Raw genomic sequence first — 19226 nt, forward strand, 5'->3', positions numbered from 1 at the left:
ACTGCAATCAGCATACACAAGAGCGGCATCAAATTATCATCATTTTTGCATCAAAGTTGCATCATCTGGAAATTTTCAGGAACAATTCATTGATTCCTTCATAAAAACCAACTGTTACTATGGTTTCTTCCTCCTCCCCTTGGCTGATAACATATTTTTCAAAGTAAGGGGTTGCTTCCATTAACGGATTCTGGTCCCCGAAGGCCGCCGGCTTCTCTAACCCCATATAGGAACTCCACGTACCCACAATCTGCTCCGGATCCATGTCATCCCACAGCCTGGACGACCTGGCATAGAATTCATAAATCCTTCCGTTATCTCCATCTATATAGGCTTCCATGAGACGGTTTTCCTTGTCCGTATTTTTCTGGCTGTTTATAAGGCTCAGTTTCCAGACCGCCACATTATTCCTGGGCTCCAGCACATCAATGGCTGAATAGAGGACAGCGTCATACTCATCCTTTTCCACTGGCCGAACGGATTCAGGCAGGATTCCCAGTGTTTTCAGTTCCTCCAGCCCCCGGTTGCATGTCTCATAAATCTGGGAGTCCGTGATTTCCTGGCCGGAAGGCCCTCTGTGATTCATCACAAATGCATAAGCCCCCTCCAGACTCTCATATTCCGCCTGGCTGCCGTTTGCCGCCGTCAACGCCTGCCCTGTTTCAGGTATCAGAGCCTGTCCTGTTTCGGGAAAGGTCTGGCTGCTCAGGCTTTCTGACAATATGTGGAGCTTTTCAGCGGCGCTTAATGTATAGCGGTATCCCTCCCCCTCCGTATCCGCTGTCATGGCATGTATCTCCCCCAACATGGTCCTGTCCCTGTATCTGGTCAGCATCTCAGGACCGCAGATGGACAGGGCCATAATCAGCCCCGCAAACAACAGGAATAACAGGTTTGCTGCCATTCTTCTCATAACTGGTCCTCCTTCCAGAGGGGCAGGGTGAAGCTCATGGTGGTTCCCTTCCCCAGCTCGCTCCTTATGTTCAGGCGGCTTTTGTGAAGCTCCAGTATTTCCGCGCACAGAGCCAGTCCCAGCCCTGCCCCGTTGCGGCTTCTGGACCTGGACTTGTCAACCATGTAAAATGCCTTGGTAATCTTGTGGAGTTCCTCCTTCGGTATGCCCACTCCGTGATCCTTTACTTCAAAACAGTATCCGTCCTTCATCAGATGGCCGTAGACCTCAATGAGGCCGTCCGCCTCGGAAGCTTTGAACGCATTGTCCAGCAGGTTCATGAGAACAGACTTAATCAGATTGGCCTCCGCCCTCACCATGCCGTCATCATAGTTAAAATATATTTTCATGCTTTTGTTGATCACGTACATGTCATACAGGTACAGAAACAGGGATTCGGCCGACACCATGGTAAATTCCACCTCTCCCCTCCTGGTGACCATGATGTCTAACAGGCGGAAGGACATGGCCTCCAGGCGTTTCCCTTCCGTGTAAATATAGTTGGCGGACATAAACTGCTTTTCCTCATCCAGCCTGCGGGAGCGCAGGGCATCCGCATAACCGATAATGGAGGTCAGCGGCGTCTTAAGCTCATGGGCAAATGCAGCCACAAAGTCCTCCCTGGCCTGAATCTCATCTTCCAGCTGATTGATGTTATCCTCCAGGGCATTGGCCATCTGGTTAAAATCCGTTGTGAGCTGTCCCAGTTCGTCGCTGCTGACTTTCCTGGCCCTGTGGTGATAATCCCCGGAGGCCATGCGCTTGGTGGCCCTGGTCAGCAGACGGATGGGCCTGGTCAGAAAGGACGCTATGAGATACATAACAGCCGTACCGCAAAGCAGCATGGCCACAGTCACCCTGCGGTAGACAGAGAAACCCCGGGACCTGTCCCGAAACACCTCTGACACGTCCTTCATGGTCTCCAGATACAGCACCCGGTCCAGGGCATTGACAGCCGTACCTGTCTGTATGTAGTATGCTCCATCCTGTTCTATGACTCTGTATGTCCTGGTATCCTGGCCTGTCCGGTCCAAAAGCCCGTCTCCCCCGCCGAATCCGGTGCTGGCATAGAGCACATTTTTCTGCTCATCACAAATACGCAGCAGGCGGCCGGAGCTCCTGCCTCCCGACTCCAGATTGGATGCTATCTGACTCACCGTGGTATCCTGGAGCACATCATACTTGGCCGGCACATTGAGGGCAGCTGTCTCAAATGCAAAACGGAGAATGCTGCTCTCATCCATGGCCTGGTTTACTTCCCGGTCCATGGAGGTCTGAAACACGTAATTGACAAAATAATATCCGCTGAACCCAAAACCCAGGGCCATGACAATCATGGTCCACAGCAGGAGTTTGAACGAAAATTTCATTGAACTACCTCTAGGCGGTATCCCACCTTGTAGACTGCCACCAGATTATTTTCCCATCCCAGTTTTCTTCTCAGCCGCTGCACATGCAGGTCCAGGGTGCGGCTGTCCCCGGAGTACTCCCCTTCCCACACCTTTTCATACAGGGTCTCCCTGAAAAGAGCCACATTTTTATTTTGTATGAAGAGTACCAGAAGGCCGAATTCCTTGTTGGTCAGTTCCACATTCCTGCCTGCCCTGGTAACCCTGCGGGCCTCCACATCCACGGTCACGTCGCCGGCTGTCAGCAGACGCTCCGTCTTATTGTATCTGCGGAGAACAGCCTCCACTCTGGCCACCAGTTCCACCACGTCAAAGGGTTTCACCAGATAGTCGTCCGCGCCCAGGCGCAGTCCCTTTACCCTGTCCTTTACCTCATGTCTGGCAGTTATAAAAATCACCGGTATATCCATGGGGCGGATGTAGCTCATGATATCGTAGCCATCCACTCCCGGCAGCATGATATCAAGCAGTATCAGGTCAAAAAACTGATTCTCTATGAGCCGGAGGGCCTCCGCCCCGTCCTGGACAGACGTACAATGGTAACCGCTGGCCGACAGGTTTAAATCAATCAAATCACAAATTGGTTTTTCATCATCTACTATCAGTACTTTTATCATGGTTCTGTCCTCCACCCCCAATATGCGCGGGCCCTGTCCGTCAAGCCTGACAGGGTATCGCCTTCCTCTAATATAAGTGTTTGTTTCATGTCCGTATCTTCAAAAAATCCGCCGGTCCGCTGATAGTAAATGGCGTAGCTTCCCTCCACGACCGTCCCCCCGTCACTTCCCTCATAGCTGTAATCCGCCAGTATGACAATGTCTTTGAGTCCGTCCCCGTCTATATCCTGGCAGATAACGCCCTTTAACGCATAGAGATGTTCATATTCTCCCATGGGCTGGAAGCTCCAGACAATATAGCCCTGTTCATTTACCAGGTACAGCATGAATACCGTGTACTCCGCCATCCGGTAGGTGCCCGGGACAACCAAAAGGCGGCCGAACTTCTCAAACCGGATAGAACGGCTCTGCTCCGAAATGACCGTCATCCCGTGGGACAAAAGCTCATCCTGGGCAGTGGCCGTATACAGAAACTCGGTAGAGTATCCGTCCCGGACAAAAGATGTGATGAAACGGATGCTCTTATTCATGCCAAAACGGTTCATCTTTTCGGAGAGTCTGTAATCCCTGTAAAAACCGTCATTTTTCTGAAACAGCACATCCCCCACCTTGTAGGGCTTTCCCTGTTTACCGGCGCCCTCATTGGCACAGGCGGTTATGAGCACGATATCCTGCCATCCGTCCCCGTCCATATCCTGAAAGGACACGGCGGCCACCCGGCTGTCGGGCTGCCTGAGCTGACCTCTTATCCGGTTATTGGTCTCCAGCTGGTCTGTCTTATATGCCATGGTCCCGTCCGCCCTGGCAAAAAACAGCACCAGCCGGTTGGACTCCCTGTCAAAGGCCGGTATAAAGGACACCTCCCCCTCTCCCTTCATGGTCATGGGGAATATCTGGCTGTCCACCGCCTCAAACCCTTCCCTTTCAATATCCCCGATCTGACCGACCGCGTTAAGGCGCTGCCTGTATTCACTGTATGAACGGGAAACAGCCTGGGAATCCGGGGCACCGTTGGATGCCCCAGGAAAGCCCAGGCATAAGACAGCTGTTGTGATCAGAAACAGGATGGTCCGGAACGAAAAGGCAGAATATGTTTGATTCATCAATGGCATGCACCAGCTTTTCTTAATGTACTATTCCGATTATATCAAATAAAGATGGGAATTCAAACATATTCATGGCCTGTGCCAAACAAAATATTTGAGGGGATGCCGCCGGTACTCAAAAGCTGCCCGAAAAAAGAAACTTAAGGATTGTTCACCGCGGGACGATTACACACCCCTATATACAGCGGCGCTCCCATATATCCGGTAACCGCATATAAAAAGGGCCTGTCCAGGTTCATCTGCAAAACTGGCTCACCTGAATACAATCCAGCAAATCCGGCTTCTCCGTTCTCTGAAAATGGACCCACACCGTTTTCATTGACGCTGAACACAGTGGATTGGATCACGCCGGAAAGTGAAAGGCTTTCGCCTGTAATACCTGTAAAATCAGCCCGGCTGACATCAAATGCACCAGTCAGCCCCAGACTAGCCAGCGAAGGACCCAGATCCGCCGTGGTGGCGGTCTGGAATTTAGGAATCTTCCAGTAAATTCCGCCGTAGGATTCAAGCTCATCAATCCTGCCAAACATTTCCCTGGTATACTGTTCTGAGGAGAGCAGTTCCCGGATTGTCACTCCCTGGTCAGGCAGAACAACTATCATGGACGCGTTATCCGTAAGGGAGAGTGATGCGCGCAGGAATCCCTGGCCCCGGTAATAAGTGCCGTTCCAATGTCCTGTCATATACTGACAGGTTATATCCTGTCCATCGGCAGAATGGAACACATCTGTTATATTGTCCTCAGTCCTGAAACCTCCTGTCCACTGGGCCTGGTAATTCACTGCATTCACAAGTTTCATGCTTTCACCGGAAGCGGTTGCCACGTCCATGGAAATAGCCTGATCCGTCTGCCAGCCAATCCACTGTCTGATAATGGCCGGCAGGTCCGGATTTCCAAAGTCCACCCGGAAAACAGACGCATAGTACTCGTTTTCCGATGTTCTCTTAAATGAGTCGTTCAGCGGGGCCCCTTCCTTCAGCCACATGGAATTTACCAGCTTCAATTTTGTCTTTTCATTGTTCCTGAATATCTGCCGGTACAGACGTCCGCAGGAAGCCGCCAGGCCGGCCGGAGGCTGTGCCGTGTGCAAAGCCTGGGCCGGTTCCGGAGACCCGTCAGGTGTCTGACTGCCGATTCCCATAAGCGCCAGCATCTGGGCCCTGGTGTTTCCCTCTGCGCCCTCGGATGCCTGGGCCAGGGCATAGTACAGACTCACCGGCGAAAAATTCATATTTTCCCGGCTGTCCCTCAAAAGCGGCAGGAACACCTTATAGGAAAACCGGGATATTCCATCTGTAAACTCCGGATTCACCGTGTTGTTCTGGGCTATGGCGCGCATGCTGCCTGAATCATTGTACGGTATGGGATCCGGGTCCCTGGAACCGGATTCACATTGATAACCTTCTCCTGATACACCGTTAAAAGGCGCGGCAAAGGCCGCAGGACTTCCTGCGGCCAGTACGGATATGGCCGTGGCCAGAACGCCTGCGGCGGCAATGGATATTATATTGCGTTTCATGATTCATTCCCCCTGTAATGACTGAAAAACCAAAACCATTTGCTTCTGATTTTATTTTACCAGAATATCATCAGGAAGATGTTTCTATTTTCTTAATTAATGCGGTCGTTATCTGTTACCAAAGGGAGAATTCCTTATCTCCCACCACAGGGTCCGCGGTTCCCTTCTTCTTGTCTATCTCATATGTATTGATCCGGTGGAACACATCCGGCTTATCCTCATATCCAACTGAAACCTGGACCATTTGATTATTCTCATAATCCACCTTAAACTGCAGGGGTTCTTCTTCGTCCTGGTACATTCCCATCTCCAGAAGCTTATTTTCCAGAAGGCGGCAGGCTGCCTCCGATGTCATGGATGGCTTCTCAATCCATACGCCTGTCTCTGTATCCAGGCAATACCAGATTCCGTCAATCCGGTTCCAGCCTTTTAGGAGCTCCTGATTTTCTTCGTAGACCCACTGTCCGCTCTCCTCCTGTATCCATTCCCCTGCCCAGGCCGGAAATGTACAGCCCAGTATGGATACCATGACCGCAACCCCAGCCAATCTGTGTCTTATTTTCATCCGATCCCGCCTCCTGTTCCAGCGCAAGTCTTAAAAATATTTTTAACCATACACCAGTATACCTCATAAACATTAACTTTATATAAACTGGTCCGGGATTCCTTAACTGTCGCAACACCTCTTTCTTTTGTCCTGCTTCCTTAACCCGCTTCCTCAAAATTCCCTGTATACAGCTGATAGTATTTTCCCTTCCTTCCAATCAGCTCCTCATGGGACCCCCGCTCGATGATTCTTCCCTGTTCCATGACCATAATACAGTCTGCATTGCGGATAGTAGACAGTCTGTGGGCAATGACGAAGGTGGTCCTCCCATTCATCAGGGCATCCATGCCGGCCTGCACCAGGGATTCCGTCCTGGTATCTATGGATGAGGTGGCCTCGTCGAGAATCAGTACAGGCGGGTCTGCCACGGCTGCCCTGGCTATGGCTAAAAGCTGCCTCTGTCCCTGGCTCAGACTGCCTCCATCTCCTGTAAGGATGGTTTCATAGCCATGGGGGAGACGGTTTATGAAGCTGTCTGCGTTGGCCAGTTTTGCTGCATTGACGCATTCCTCATCTGTAGCGTCCAGCTTTCCGTATCGGATATTGTCCATGACAGTACCTGTAAAGAGGTGGGTGTCCTGGAGCACGATGCCCAGGGAGCGGCGGAGGGCCGGTTTCTTAATTTTATTGATATTGATTCCGTCATATCGGATTTTTCCGTCCTGTATGTCATAGAAGCGGTTAATCAGGTTGGTGATGGTGGTCTTGCCCGCCCCGGTAGATCCTACAAATGCAATTTTCTGACCGGGTTCGGCAAACAGCTTGATGTCATGGAGCACCATCTTGGATGGGTCATAGCCGAAATCCACTCCGTCAAAAACAATGCCGCCTTCCATTTTCTTATAGGTAACAGTCCCCTCTGCCTTATGGGGGTGTTTCCAGGCCCAGACACCGGTGCGCTCTTTTGTCTCTTCCAGTGTGCCGTCCTTCCGTTCCCGGACATTCACAAATTCCACATACCCATTGTCCTCCTCCTGCTTCTGGTCCAGAAGCTCAAATACCCTTCCGGCGCCTGCCGCTGCCATGACCACAGAGTTCATCTGCTGGCTGATTTGGGTAATCGGCTGGGAGAAATTTTTATTGAGTCCCACGAAGGCAATGATGGTGCCGATTGTAATTCCACCTATGCCGTTTAATGCCAGGATTCCTCCTGCCACTGCGCACAGAACATAACTCAGATTGCCGATATTGGCATTGACCGGCATGAGGAGGTTGGCGTACCGGTTAGCCTTATCAGCGTTGTCCCGAAGCCTTTCATTCAGCACCTCAAACTCCTTTTTGGCCTGTTCCTCATGACAAAATACCTTGACCACCTTCTGTCCGTCCATCATTTCCTCTATATATCCGTCCACCTCTCCCAGGGAGTTCTGCTGTTTTCCAAAATGGGCGGCAGATTTGCCTGAAAGACATTTTGTGGCAAACAGCATGACACAGGCCATAGCAAAGGTAAGTATGGACAGAGGTATATTTAAAATCAGCATGGAAACAGCGGTTGCCGCCAGTGTGACCGCAGAATTGGCTACCTGGGGAACACTCTGGCTCATGAGCTGCCGCAGGGTATCCACATCATTGGTATATACTGACATGATATCGCCATGGGCGTGGGTATCAAAATATCTGATGGGCAGAGATTCCATCCTGGTAAACAGTTCCACCCTCAGCCGCTTCATGGTGCCCTGGCTTACTGTGACCATGATTCTGTTATACGCATAGGCCGCCAGAATGCCTATTAGGTAAAGGACTGCCATCCTGCACAGCGCCCCTGCCAGGGGAGAAAAATCCGGCGCTGTATTCCCCGTTGACGCCTGTTGGGCCAACGGCCGGATATAGTCATCCACCAGGGATTGTATGAACACCATCCCCTTCAGGGTAGCCCCGGCGGACACTATGATACAGGCCAGCACCGCGGTCACCGCAAGTTTATAATTGGCTGCCATATACCGGATGACGCGGCCCAGGACCCTGATGGCTTCCTTTGTCTCCCTGGCCTGCTCCTGTCTGCCGGTTTGTTCTTTCCGGCTGCTCTGCGCCTGTCCGCTGTTCTGTTTTTTCCGGCTGCTCTGTCTGTCTTCCATCATGCCACACTCTCCTTTCCTGCGTTTTCTGCCTGAACCTGGTCAAAGTCCCCTCCGCCCCTGCTCTGTGACTCGTATATTTCACGGTATATCTCATTGGACCTCACCAGCTGGTCATTGGTTCCGTATCCGTTTATACGCCCGTCCTCTATCACCAGTATGTGGTCCGCATGCTGCACACTGGATATGCGCTGGGCAATGATGATTTTGGTGGTTCCCGGTATTGCCGCCCCAAAGGCTTCCCTGATTCTGGCATCTGTCGCCGTATCCACCGCGCTGGTGGAATCGTCCAGTATCAGGATCCTGGGGTTCTTTAACAGCGCCCTGGCAATACACAGCCTCTGCTTCTGACCGCCTGACACATTGGTTCCTCCCCGCTCCAGGAAGGTATGGTATCCGTGGGGTAGACGCTCTATGAATTCGTCGGCACAGGCCGCCCGGCAGGCTTCCCGGCATTCTTCTTCTGTGGCATCCTGATTTCCCCACCGCAGATTCTCCAGAATCGTACCGGAAAACAGTACATTTTTCTGCAGAACCACTGCCACGGAGTCCCTGAGCGTTTCCAAATCATATTCCCGCACATCCCTGCCTCCTACACATACGCTGCCGCTGTCCGCGTCATAGAGGCGGCTGATTAGATTTACCAGGCTGGACTTGCCGCTTCCCGTGCCTCCTATGATGCCCACAGTTTCACCGGACCGGATATGCAGCTCAATATCGGACAACGCCTGCCCGCCTCTGCCTTTGTCCATTCCCTTATCCGTTCCCCCAGCGTCCTCCTTACCCTTCCCATAGGAAAAACATACACAGTTAAAATCAACGCTTCCGTCTGCCACATCCATGACAGGCCGTTCCGGGTTGCGGATATCCGGCTCTTCCTTAAATACCTCCTCAATTCTCCTTATGCTGGCAGCACTCATGGCAATCATGACAAATATCATGGACAGCATCATAAGAGACATCATGATTGACATGATATAGCTGAACAGGGAGGTCAGCTCGCCGCTGCTCATAGTTCCAATGACGATAAACCTGGCTCCAAACCAGGATACGGCCAGTATACAGCCGTAAACCACCAGCATCATGGCTGGATTGTTAAATGCCAGGGTGCCTTCTGCCTTTACGAACAGGCGGCAGAGGTTTTCTGCTGCACTGGTGAATTTCTGGTTCTCATAATCCTCCCGCACATAGGCCTTCACCACCCGGATGCCGGAAACATTTTCCTGGACCCCTGCATTCAGGTCGTCATATTTTGTGAAAACAACGTTGAATATCTTCCTGGCCGCCATCATGATGATTCCCAGTATACATGCCAAAAACAGAATGGCTCCCAGGAAAATCATGCTGAGCCGGGGGCTAATCATGAAGGACATGACCATGCTGCATACCAGCATGAGGGGCGCCCTGACAGCCACCCGGATGCACATTTGATATGCGTTCTGGATATTGGTTACATCCGTGGTCATACGGGTCACCAGACCTGCCGTGCTGAACTTATCAATGTTTGAAAAGGAAAAGTCCTGCACCTTGTCATAGATTCCCTTTCTCAGATTACAGGCCAGACCGGAGGATGCGCTGGCCGCGTACTTTCCTGCCATAGCCCCGGATATCAGGCTGATAAAAGCCATGACAATCATGACTCCTCCATAGGTATATACCTTTCTCATGTTCCCTTCCTGGATTCCCTCATCAATAATCAGCGCTGTGATAAAGGGAAGCATGACCTCCATAATTACCTCCAGGGCGGTAAAGAGAGGGGTCAGAATGGAATCTTTTTTATATTGCTTAAGCTGTGCTAAAATCGTTCTCATATTCTGTCTCCTTATATAGTGTCTCCTTATTTTTTAGGTATTGCAACTGACTGTGCCATTAGCCGGTAACGGTTCTGAACACGCGCAAAATAGTTAACTAGCTAATAATTAGCTCCCTATATTTATACCTCATATCCTGTTGAATGTGAAATTCAAATATGTTATAATCTATAAAAATATTTTATTGTTTACTATTAGTATTGTTTTTAGAGTCAATCGAACAAAAGAAGATTAACAAAGATTGAAAAGAAACAGCAACAGAAATTCAAAGGAAATTCAGGAGGCGATTCCTATGAATACAGTGCAGTTAGAATGTTTTCTGGCCGTGGCGGAATATCTGAATTTTTCCAAGGCAGCTGATTTTTTAAAAATTACCCAGCCGGCTGTAAGCCATCAGATTACATCCCTGGAGGACGAGCTGGGGACCAGGCTCTTTGTGCGTACCAGTAAAAATGTAAACCTGACTGAAGCCGGGCTCATGTTCATGGAGGATGCATCCAGCATCCTGAAGATTGCCTGCGGCGCTAAAAAACGGCTGGGCATAGGAAGCAATGACGTTCTGTTTCTCACCGTGGGGTGCCATAACCAGTCAGAGTTAGATCTTCTTCCCCCTGTCATACGCAGGCTGGCGGATCGTTTCCCCACCCTCCACCCCACTGTGAAACTGATTCCGTTTAAGTCCATGGCCAATCTTCTGGATGAAGAGCGCATCCACGTCATGTTCGGCTTCCAGCAGGATGAGCAGAAGAAACCCATCGGCTTATTCCATGAGCTGGCCCGGATACCGCTGGCCTGCGTGTGCAGTGCCGGACATCCCTACGCCGGGCGCACCTGCCTGAATGTGGATGAGCTGGAGGGGCCCATAGTCCTGGGTGAGCCCCACAGGCTGCCAGCCACCGTACTCCAGTCTCAAATCCGTGCTTCCTCCTCCTGCCATCCTTCGGAGCTTTTCTTTGTGGATACCTATGAAAGCATACTGGCTCTGGTAAGGGCAGGCCTTGGATACAGCCTTCTCCCCTTCTATCCGGGCAGTGATAAAAAAGGGCTCTGTTATATCCCGGTAACGGGAATACCTCCCCTTGCTTTTGGCTTGTATCATAAAGGAGTAAAGGGAAATACCATACTAAAAGAATTCATCCGGCTATTGGATGAGGAGGTGGCTGCCGGTGAATTCCGGGCATGACAACCCTGCATGTTTTTCAGCAGGACCCTGCATGTTCCCCCTGAAAAACCGCAGAAGCCTCATCCTTTACTGTACTCCACGGTCTGTCCCTTCATGGTGGACTTTGCCTCGTACAGGGCAATGTCCGCACATCTTACCAGTTCCTCAAATGTACAGAGTTCACCTCCATACCAGGCAATGCCTGACGAAATCTGGATTTTCAGCTGTATTCCGTCAGGCAGAACGGCTGGGTGTTTATCCAGAATATCATAGAAATCCCTCAATTGTTTCCTGACGCCATTCCTGTCCTCATAGCCAAACAACAGAATGAAAAACTCGTCCCCGGAACGCCTGCCAACTATGGCATGGTCCTCCGGTATCCCTTTCATGCATACTGCGGTCTCTCTGATATAGATATCGCCGCTTTCATGGCCGTAGGTATCATTTACTGACTTAAGGCCATCTAAATCCAGCATAACCATTGCGGCGGTTCCCAGATTGACAGGGCCGTTTCCGCTCAGGCCCGGCATTTCTCCTGTCTGTCCCGGCATTTCTCCCGCCTGTTCCAGTATGGCCTCTGCCTCCCGCTGGAAAGCTGCCCGGCTGTAAATCCTGGTCAGGCTGTCATGGTCCCTCTCATATTTAATTCTCTGTTTTTTCATCATATCACCGGTCACATCCTCAATGATTCCCAGGGAATGGCCGTGGCGCAGAGACAGGGTAATCCGTACCCAGCGCTCTGTTTTTCCGCTGATTCTGTAGATTCCGTTTTCCTCCGGCACCGGACATCTTTGCATATCCGACAGCCTGGACAGAAATACCTTCTCATCCACATACAAATGATTCTCGTCCTCACATGGAAGTTCCATAAGGGGAAAGATCTGTTTTGTGACCTGTACTCCATATCCGCCGGGACTGTACTCAAAGGCACCGATATGAAGGCCCAGAAGGTCCATGATTTCAGACATCTTAAGTGTGTTGTCCAGCAGATTCTGATTGGATATCTCCACTGCCTGAGACAACAAATCCAATTCCTCTATCCCGGTCCTCTCCAGCCTGATTTTTCTGGTATAATCAAAATTCCTTACTTTGGCGGCCAGCTTTGCCACAGGTTCCGTGATTTTCCTGCTGATGAACCCGGCGGCCCCGGCACCCAGCAAAAGGGATACCATCAATGTCACTGCAAAAATCTTTATGATCCGGTGAAGAAAACCATACAGTGCATCCCCTCTCATTAATCCCAGAACCACCCAGTTCCCGCTGTCATATGGAACATTCTTTGTGCCGTATAAATCCAGGCTCTTAATACAGCCGTATATCTTTTCTCCTGTAAGGCTGGATACCTGACAGATAGAGTACGTTTCGTCCTCCTGCTTTATCCTGAGCAGCGGTTCATCCCCAAAAAGCCTGTTCTGGTACTCGCCCTTCTTGACCAGAACAAACAGCTCCTGCGGGTTCTCCTGCATTGCGGCAACCATGTACCCCGGTGAATCCTGGGCAGACAGCTCGTTGGCAGGCAGCAGCTTTCTTATATGCTCCAGGGATATCTCCACCCCAATCACACCGTGGACCTGGCCGGCGCGGTCAAAGAGCGGAACGGTGTAGGTAATGACAGGCACATCCTCAGGTGTCATGTAGAAAGGCCGGCTCCAGTATCCCAGCTTTTCATAATCCCTGGACTGGCCGGCCGCCTGAAACGGCATATCAAAAAACTTCCTGTTTTCTTCATTCAATGACAGGCCGTAATGCCAAACGCTGTCCAGAGGAATCTGGTATCTCCTGGATATCTCTGCAGGTCCCATTACCTGGAACAAATCACTGTTGTCCGCGCTGTATGTCTCCGGGTCATAGTCCCTGAAATACAGAGCCGGCATGCTTTTTCCCTGCCCCGGTTCATCCAGTATCAGAAATGTGCCCGTGGTACCGCTGACATGCAGCATGGATATAAGGGTATCCGCAGAGCCAATCAGAAATGACTCCGCATCCATTTTTCCCTCCCCATAGCCGCTCTCAGACAATCGGTCGGACAATTCCTGTACATAGGGATGAATATTGGTCCACCGGTTGTCAATCTGGTCCTGAATGGAGCTGGCCCTGAGGGTCACAGTGGACGCAAATGACTGGTACGCCGTATCCCTGGTCTGCTTCAATATTCCGCCCGCTATCAGCATCCCCAGAACCAGCAGAGACTGAAGAATCACCAGACCCGCAGTAAAGGCAGAGCATTTTGATGCTATGGACTGCTTTTGTTTCATATTCCTCATCAGCTCCCTAATAATTTAGCGGCATTATCCTGCCACCCTTCATACCATTCCTGGAAATGGGCCTCATCCGTGACCTGGGCCTGGGCCTCTTCCTTTGTCATGCCGGCCTTCATCTTATCCTCAGCCTCCAGACGGGCATTGTCCACAGAAGCCTCCATATATTCGCCGTAAAACTGTCTCATCTCATAGCTTCCCTCAAAGGGAGGATTGGAATAAAAGCGGTATTCAGAGAGCATTTTCAGAGTAGCCTCTGCGGACCCTCCTATCGTGGGATTATATTCCGGCGTACCGGAATAGGCTGCCATAGCCTTGGCATATCCCTGGTTCAGGGAACTGTTCTCCACCGGCAGATAACCGCTGTTCACCGCAAAATCCAGATTCTGCTCCTCCTGGGTCAGCCATTTCAGAAATACGGCCGATGCATACTCATGGGTACTGTCGCTTTGTGCAATAGCGAATCCGGCCCCCTGGACCATGGCGCACAAGTCCCCGTCGCGGAAACAGGGATATGGAAGAACACTGCTCTCAATCCGGTAGATTTCATTCTGATTCAGGGTCACTTCCTTTGGAAAATAAACCGCCCCTGCGCTGGAGCCTACATAAGCCAGTATATCCCCTGTCTTTTCATCATCAGAACGGAACTTGCCCAGATTTGCATAATAGCCCTTTACGTAGGGCACATACAGTTCATCCCACAAAATCCTGGCCAGGTCCTGGTCAAAGGAAAACGTCACCTGGCCGTCCTGCAGCTTATAAATATCATTTCCTGTCTGCACGGACGCAACAATGATGTAGTTGGCCAGGCTGTCAATGCCCAGAAATGCCTTGCCCCCCGACCACTCGTAATAGGCCTTGGCTGTCTCAGCCACCCCCTCCCAGGTAGAAAGACGGTCCAGCCGGACCCCTGTGTCCCCTGCAAACCTGTCCCAGTCCGTCTTATTCAGAAACAGATTTTCCGTAGAGCGCACAACAGGAAGAATTTTAAGCCCATAATTCCCGCCGAAGCTGCAGTCCTGAAGAAAATCCGCCCGGTATACCTTCAGCTCATCCTCGGAAAAATATTGATTCAGGTCCACAAGCTTGCCCAACACATCAATGCGGTAGGCATTTTCCGGATACGCTGCAAACAGATTGGGCATGGCGTCAGCTCCCAGCCTTCCGCTGGCTGAATTGTAAGCCTCCTCCGCCAGCTGGTTTACATCTCCATAGCTGACACTGTCCACAATAATTCCCATTTCCGTGCCCAGTGTTTCATTGAATCTGGACACCAGATTGTCAAAGGCCTGTTTTGTCTGCCCGTTATAATAATTCCATACCGTAATCATAACCGGCTGTTTGGGATTCAGCTGATACCTGGCTTCCTCACTGCGTGAACAGCCGGCTGCCATCCCTACTAACAGGAATACCGCTGCCGCCCATGCCAGTATTCCTCCCTCTCTCTTTTTCATACAAATCCTCCCATTCCTGACAGACTCAGCTCTCCGCGTCCCGTCCTTCCCCTGAATCAATCTTCACACTTTCCAGACTACCGTCATCCCGCTTTTCCACCCGAAGGACAAAGGGGAAGATATCATGCTTTGTGCAGAGCCAGAAATCCTCCTGAGGATAGATTTCCTGGGTATGGGGATTAAAGAAATGTTCGCCGCCGGCTGTCTTCAGGGACCGTATTTCCTCGTCTATAAGGCAGGGTCTGCCCTCCAGAAGACATTTGATATACCGGGCGCAAATCACATCCTCCCTTGCAGTCCTTTCTCCTCCGTTTCCCATGGCTACCAGGGATACTGTCTCCGGCTGTCTTCTGCTGATATAATCGGCAACTGCCCTGGCATTCACCAGGCTTCCGGTCAGTATCTCCTCTGCGTGTACGGCATTCACGATTCCCTGTGTTCCCGCGCTTGTAGTATGTACGATTTTTTTCCCTGACAAGTCCGCGTCCCGGGTCTGGGACGGTGAATTTCCATAGTCAAAGCCCTCACACCTGCGGCCCCAGCGCTCTCCAATGAGAAGATATTCCGGATGTACCTGTTTCATATGCCTGGCCTCCTCCACGCTTCCGGCCGGGAATACGGCAGACGCCCCCCGGGCATACAGATAGCACTCCAGGGAAAAAGCCCGGAACACATCTATGATAACGGTTAATCCCTCTGCTTTCTTTGCTCCTTCAATCAATTCCAATATTCTGATTTCCATGCTGTTTTTCCGCCCTATTCTCTTGACCTGCTGTTTGTTTATTGTTGGTTTATTGTTTTTTCCATTATACAGCATCCCGGGGCTAATGCAAAGAAATAAAGTTGTGGAAATGGAACCGGGATTCCCGGCTGCCCTTCTGGATCTCAGCCATCCCGCTCTCCAAAGACTCCTATGGTCTGTGAATCCGCTCCGGGAAATAGGAGTACAGGCATAAAAACGCCAGGAAAACCGCGCCTAAAAACACTGCTGTATACCGGATGGTACTCTCCATAACCAGGACCCGGTCCTGTGCTGCCTGTACGGCCACGGTCCAGCCATAAGGTTCCAGACGTTTATACACCACATAGGTTCCGTCCCCAAGAAGGCTGCCCGTCTCCTGATTCATGGACGGGAGAAGGGACGCCATACTGTCCGCTGTATTCCCGCTCCCGTCGGTATCAACACGGTAAATGCATGCTCCGCTATCATCCATAATATAAAAGGATGCGCCGAATCCCAAATCTATATCGGAAAGCGCGGACTGCAGCCTGCTTACATCCATATCCATATAAAAATGGCCCAGACAGCTTCCTATGGTCTTTAAGGAGGTGATATCCTGATAACTGCGCCGGAAGGTAATGACCTGACTCCCGGAATCCTGAAAATAATCATCCATATGGGCGGGCAGGACCGAAAAATCCCCTTTCTCATCCTCTTTCCCGGTCCAATACCGGAACGCGTCCTCATCCAGTACCTTATACGCGTTCCTGGTAGCATAATAAATCTGCCCTTTCCGGTCCTTAAAATAAACGCTGCGCAGCCTGCTGTCCCTGTCCAGAAAATCACTCAGAAGAAGGGTGATTTCCATTTTCCTTTCCTCCCGGCCAAGACCGGGGGATTTTAAAATCTGGTACAGGAACATTCCATCATCCGTGGAAACGTCATAGATATGCTTTGTCAGGCTGCTGCATTCCTCCAACACCGCCTCTGTATTGCTGCCCCCATAGCTCACCATGCGCCCTATGTCATCCAGCACCACACGTTCCATATTGCTTCTGAAATGTCCCGTTAACGCCGTGCCGGCAGCCAGAAGAGGCACCAGGCCCAGAATCACAAAGGATGTGGCCAGACGAATCAATCTGTTTACTTTTCTCTGCATCACGGCTCCTCCCAGCGTTCCAACATATTATCTGCCAGGGATGAAATTGATGTTCCGCCCCACAGCGTCTCAACCAGCATCCGGTCATAGCATTCAATAAAACCATCCGGCGGCTGGGCATCCTTAAGCAGAAACTCCGTATACACAGGATTTCCCTCATAAGCAGCCTCCATGATTTTCCTGTCCGGCGTGTCCGGCATGTTCACCCGGCGGACTGTCACAGAGTTCCCGTTCATGATTTCCAATATGGTTTCATATACGCCTACGGAATAGCAGAACTGAAGGAACCGGGCACACGCATCCATCTTTTTTCCATCCCCGGCAGTCAGCGACGAAATCCCCCACTGCACACTTCTGTCGTCCATTGCATAGACAGTCCCGTTCTTTCCAGGAAGAAAGAAGAAGCCCAGGCGGATCTGAGGATTCAGGTTCTCTATCTGCTGCAGCATCTGAGGCCCTGCATACACCATGACCGCCTGCCGGGTGGATATGGCCCTGGCTGTCTCACGGTCTGTCACTGCCCTGTACCGGGAATTGATATATCCCCGGCTGGCCAGATCACGGAAATCCCCCAGCATCTCCGCTGCCTTTTCTTTGGTCCAGCAGGCCTGTCCGTCCCCTGACGCAATGTAGTTGCAGAACAGGTAATTCCCCCAATATTTCATATGCCGGTCGCCGGCAGCTCCCAGGGCAATGGCATCATATCCTGATGCCTTAAGGGTGGCGCACACCCGAAGAAATTCCTCATATGTGCGAGGTGCGCAAAGTCCCAGCCGTTCAAATATCTCCGCATTATAAATCATCCCCAGGGTGGTGGTGTAAAGGGGAACACCATAGCATATGCCGCCGCAGGTACCGGGATTCTCCACCAGCGAATACACTTCCTCCGGCATGGGGGCCAGAAGCCCTGCCTGTACAAGGGAGTCCGTCTCCCTCAGCTCCACGATATCGTTAAACTCTCCCTGGGCAGCCAGCACTTCCAGCCGCCTGGCGTATGTCTGGTTTTCTGCTTCCGGCATGAAATACAGCTCCACCTTAATGTCCTGATTAGATTTCATAAAAGCTTCTGCCGCATTCTCCATTCCGCTCTTCCATCTAATGTCCCCTGATGAGCAGACCACCCGTATTTTCACCTCTGGGTCCTGACGGCCGACGGACCCAGGGGGCGCTGCGGGGCTGCATCCTGTCACCATAAACAACAGACCAGCCAAAAGAAGGATGCTGGCTGACATCCTGCTCACGGCTGGTCTGCTGTGGGATTTTGTGGTTTCAAAGCTTTCTTCCCGCCAATTTTTCTTTTCTCTATCCCTGGCTCTGCGGCCGGTTTTCTCTTCTGTACTCATCTGCACCCTTCCCATATTTCCCCCTAAAAAGCGCCCCGCACTGCCGGACCTTCCTGTATCCAGCTGCTTCTGCCGCTTTATATATCGTTACCGCCGCATATTGACCCGGTTCCTGAGTGGTTGGCTGTAATACGGATAAACGCATCCATCTCTTTTGTCAGCCACTTATTCCTGTTATAAATAACCTGCTGATACATGGCCAGCCTGAAGTCAGCCACATCAAGCACAGCCAGCTCCCCACGTTTTACATATTCCTGCACCGCAAACAGGGGAAGATATGATATGCCCCGGTTCTTCCTTATCATCCTTATGATGAATTCCGTATTGCTGATTTCCAAAAAGGGAGTGAGGACCATTCCCTGTGATTCCAGGAAACAATCCAGCTCCCGCCTGTAATTTTCATTCTTTTCCGTCAGGAAGAACGGCTCGTCCATGATTTCCTCCAGGCTGATTACCCTGTTCCCCCCAAGGCCGCAGGAGGGAGAAGCCACGAACACAATGGGTTCCCGGACTTCCATGACCTTATTCCAATTATCATTATACCTTGGCCGGTCCAGAATGTATATCAAATCCAGCTGGTTCCTCTCCATCATATCAATCAGCTGGTTGGGCGTGGAAGCAGTCACCTTGACCGGAACCCTGGGATGGCTGCTGCGAAAGGAATTCAGTATCTGGGGAAGCTTTGAAAAACACAGGGATTCCAGTGTTCCCACATGAAGGGGGCTGCACAGCTCCTCCTCGCTTTTTGCAAATTCCCTGGCACATTTTATATCCCGGATAATTTGGTTGGCATGGCCCAGAAACTGCCTGCCGGGCGCTGTCAGGTAAACCCGTTTCCCCATACGGTCAAACAGTTTTACTCCCAGCTCATTTTCCAAAAGGCGTATCTGCACGGTCAGGGCTGACTGGGTATAGCCTAAAACCTCTGCTGCCCTGGAAAAGCTTTCGGTCTGGGTGATAGTCACAAAGGTCTGCAGCTGTCTTAACTCCATTTAACTACCTCCTGACAATCTATGAATTTAATTTATTATA

15 protein-coding genes are annotated in these 19226 nt (G+C 51.0%); 1 reads left to right on the plus strand and 14 read right to left on the minus strand.

The window, feature by feature from the left end; all coding sequences use genetic code 11:
- Positions 1-61: 61 nt before the first annotated feature.
- The 8 genes from CGC65_RS22720 to CGC65_RS22755 all read right to left on the minus strand — a co-directional run bounded on the left by CGC65_RS22720 (position 62) and on the right by CGC65_RS22755 (position 10097).
- Complete coding sequence (locus CGC65_RS22720) at positions 62-913, minus strand: hypothetical protein (RefSeq protein WP_002568618.1); 852 nt, start codon at positions 911-913, stop codon at positions 62-64.
- Complete coding sequence (locus CGC65_RS22725; RefSeq protein ID WP_002568619.1) at positions 910-2322, minus strand: HAMP domain-containing sensor histidine kinase; 1413 nt, start codon at positions 2320-2322, stop codon at positions 910-912. The genes CGC65_RS22720 and CGC65_RS22725 overlap by 4 nt, the downstream gene beginning before the upstream one ends.
- Positions 2319-2978, minus strand: a complete 660-nt coding sequence (locus tag CGC65_RS22730; protein ID WP_002568620.1) for a response regulator transcription factor — start codon at positions 2976-2978, stop codon at positions 2319-2321. Before CGC65_RS22730 ends, CGC65_RS22725 begins: the two co-directional genes overlap by 4 nt.
- Positions 2975-4081 carry a hypothetical protein gene (locus tag CGC65_RS22735; protein WP_002568621.1) on the minus strand — a complete coding sequence of 369 codons (1107 nt, stop codon included), beginning with the start codon at positions 4079-4081 and terminating at the stop codon, positions 2975-2977. The genes CGC65_RS22730 and CGC65_RS22735 overlap by 4 nt, the downstream gene beginning before the upstream one ends.
- A 143-nt stretch (positions 4082-4224) precedes the next feature.
- Complete coding sequence (locus tag CGC65_RS22740) at positions 4225-5604, minus strand: serpin family protein (protein ID WP_002568622.1); 1380 nt, start codon at positions 5602-5604, stop codon at positions 4225-4227.
- 115 nt (positions 5605-5719) lie between these two features.
- Positions 5720-6169 carry a hypothetical protein gene (locus CGC65_RS22745; RefSeq protein ID WP_002568623.1) on the minus strand — a complete coding sequence of 150 codons (450 nt, stop codon included), beginning with the start codon at positions 6167-6169 and terminating at the stop codon, positions 5720-5722.
- 140 nt (positions 6170-6309) lie between these two features.
- Entirely contained in the window at positions 6310-8289 is a 1980-nt protein-coding gene (locus CGC65_RS22750) for an ABC transporter ATP-binding protein (protein WP_002568624.1), read from the minus strand.
- On the minus strand, positions 8286-10097 hold the full coding sequence (locus tag CGC65_RS22755; protein WP_002568625.1) for an ABC transporter ATP-binding protein: 1812 nt from the start codon (positions 10095-10097) through the stop codon (positions 8286-8288). The genes CGC65_RS22750 and CGC65_RS22755 overlap by 4 nt, the downstream gene beginning before the upstream one ends.
- Positions 10098-10389: 292 nt before the next feature.
- Between CGC65_RS22755 and CGC65_RS22760 the strand changes: the two genes are divergently transcribed.
- Entirely contained in the window at positions 10390-11280 is an 891-nt protein-coding gene (locus CGC65_RS22760; RefSeq protein WP_002568626.1) for a LysR family transcriptional regulator, read from the plus strand.
- 59 nt (positions 11281-11339) lie between these two features.
- Here the strand turns inward: CGC65_RS22760 and CGC65_RS22765 are convergent, their stop codons facing one another.
- The 6 genes from CGC65_RS22765 to CGC65_RS22790 all read right to left on the minus strand — a co-directional run bounded on the left by CGC65_RS22765 (position 11340) and on the right by CGC65_RS22790 (position 19186).
- Positions 11340-13514 (minus strand): sensor domain-containing diguanylate cyclase, encoded by a 2175-nt coding sequence (locus tag CGC65_RS22765; protein ID WP_002568627.1) that lies wholly within the window; start codon positions 13512-13514, stop codon positions 11340-11342.
- A gap of 8 nt (positions 13515-13522) precedes the next feature.
- Positions 13523-14971, minus strand: coding sequence for an extracellular solute-binding protein (locus tag CGC65_RS22770; RefSeq protein WP_002568628.1), 1449 nt, complete (start codon positions 14969-14971; stop codon positions 13523-13525).
- A gap of 25 nt (positions 14972-14996) precedes the next feature.
- A complete protein-coding gene (locus CGC65_RS22775; RefSeq protein ID WP_002568629.1) occupies positions 14997-15713 on the minus strand; it encodes a 2-phosphosulfolactate phosphatase in 717 nt (238 codons plus the stop codon).
- A gap of 169 nt (positions 15714-15882) precedes the next feature.
- Entirely contained in the window at positions 15883-16851 is a 969-nt protein-coding gene (locus tag CGC65_RS22780; protein ID WP_002568630.1) for a cache domain-containing protein, read from the minus strand.
- Entirely contained in the window at positions 16851-18194 is a 1344-nt protein-coding gene (locus CGC65_RS22785) for an ABC transporter substrate-binding protein (RefSeq protein ID WP_235622180.1), read from the minus strand. Before CGC65_RS22785 ends, CGC65_RS22780 begins: the two co-directional genes overlap by 1 nt.
- Positions 18195-18271: 77 nt before the next feature.
- Entirely contained in the window at positions 18272-19186 is a 915-nt protein-coding gene (locus tag CGC65_RS22790; protein WP_002568632.1) for a LysR family transcriptional regulator, read from the minus strand.
- Positions 19187-19226: the final 40 nt, after the last annotated feature.

Origin of the sequence: Enterocloster bolteae (assembly GCF_002234575.2) — a bacterium.
Classification (GTDB): Bacteria; Bacillota; Clostridia; order Lachnospirales; family Lachnospiraceae; genus Enterocloster; species Enterocloster bolteae.

What these genes read in the sequence shown, in the direction of transcription:
- CGC65_RS22720 (WP_002568618.1), bottom strand. Translation starts at nt 913, where the DNA reads ATGAGAAGAATGGCAGCAAACCTGTTATTCCTGTTGTTTGCGGGGCTG.
- CGC65_RS22725 (WP_002568619.1), bottom strand. Translation starts at nt 2,322, where the DNA reads ATGAAATTTTCGTTCAAACTCCTGCTGTGGACCATGATTGTCATGGCC.
- CGC65_RS22730 (WP_002568620.1), bottom strand. Translation starts at nt 2,978, where the DNA reads ATGATAAAAGTACTGATAGTAGATGATGAAAAACCAATTTGTGATTTG.
- CGC65_RS22735 (WP_002568621.1), bottom strand. Translation starts at nt 4,081, where the DNA reads ATGAATCAAACATATTCTGCCTTTTCGTTCCGGACCATCCTGTTTCTG.
- CGC65_RS22740 (WP_002568622.1), bottom strand. Translation starts at nt 5,604, where the DNA reads ATGAAACGCAATATAATATCCATTGCCGCCGCAGGCGTTCTGGCCACG.
- CGC65_RS22745 (WP_002568623.1), bottom strand. Translation starts at nt 6,169, where the DNA reads ATGAAAATAAGACACAGATTGGCTGGGGTTGCGGTCATGGTATCCATA.
- CGC65_RS22750 (WP_002568624.1), bottom strand. Translation starts at nt 8,289, where the DNA reads ATGATGGAAGACAGACAGAGCAGCCGGAAAAAACAGAACAGCGGACAG.
- CGC65_RS22755 (WP_002568625.1), bottom strand. Translation starts at nt 10,097, where the DNA reads ATGAGAACGATTTTAGCACAGCTTAAGCAATATAAAAAAGATTCCATT.
- CGC65_RS22760 (WP_002568626.1), top strand. Translation starts at nt 10,390, where the DNA reads ATGAATACAGTGCAGTTAGAATGTTTTCTGGCCGTGGCGGAATATCTG.
- CGC65_RS22765 (WP_002568627.1), bottom strand. Translation starts at nt 13,514, where the DNA reads ATGAAACAAAAGCAGTCCATAGCATCAAAATGCTCTGCCTTTACTGCG.
- CGC65_RS22770 (WP_002568628.1), bottom strand. Translation starts at nt 14,971, where the DNA reads ATGAAAAAGAGAGAGGGAGGAATACTGGCATGGGCGGCAGCGGTATTC.
- CGC65_RS22775 (WP_002568629.1), bottom strand. Translation starts at nt 15,713, where the DNA reads ATGGAAATCAGAATATTGGAATTGATTGAAGGAGCAAAGAAAGCAGAG.
- CGC65_RS22780 (WP_002568630.1), bottom strand. Translation starts at nt 16,851, where the DNA reads ATGCAGAGAAAAGTAAACAGATTGATTCGTCTGGCCACATCCTTTGTG.
- CGC65_RS22785 (WP_235622180.1), bottom strand. Translation starts at nt 18,194, where the DNA reads ATGAGTACAGAAGAGAAAACCGGCCGCAGAGCCAGGGATAGAGAAAAG.
- CGC65_RS22790 (WP_002568632.1), bottom strand. Translation starts at nt 19,186, where the DNA reads ATGGAGTTAAGACAGCTGCAGACCTTTGTGACTATCACCCAGACCGAA.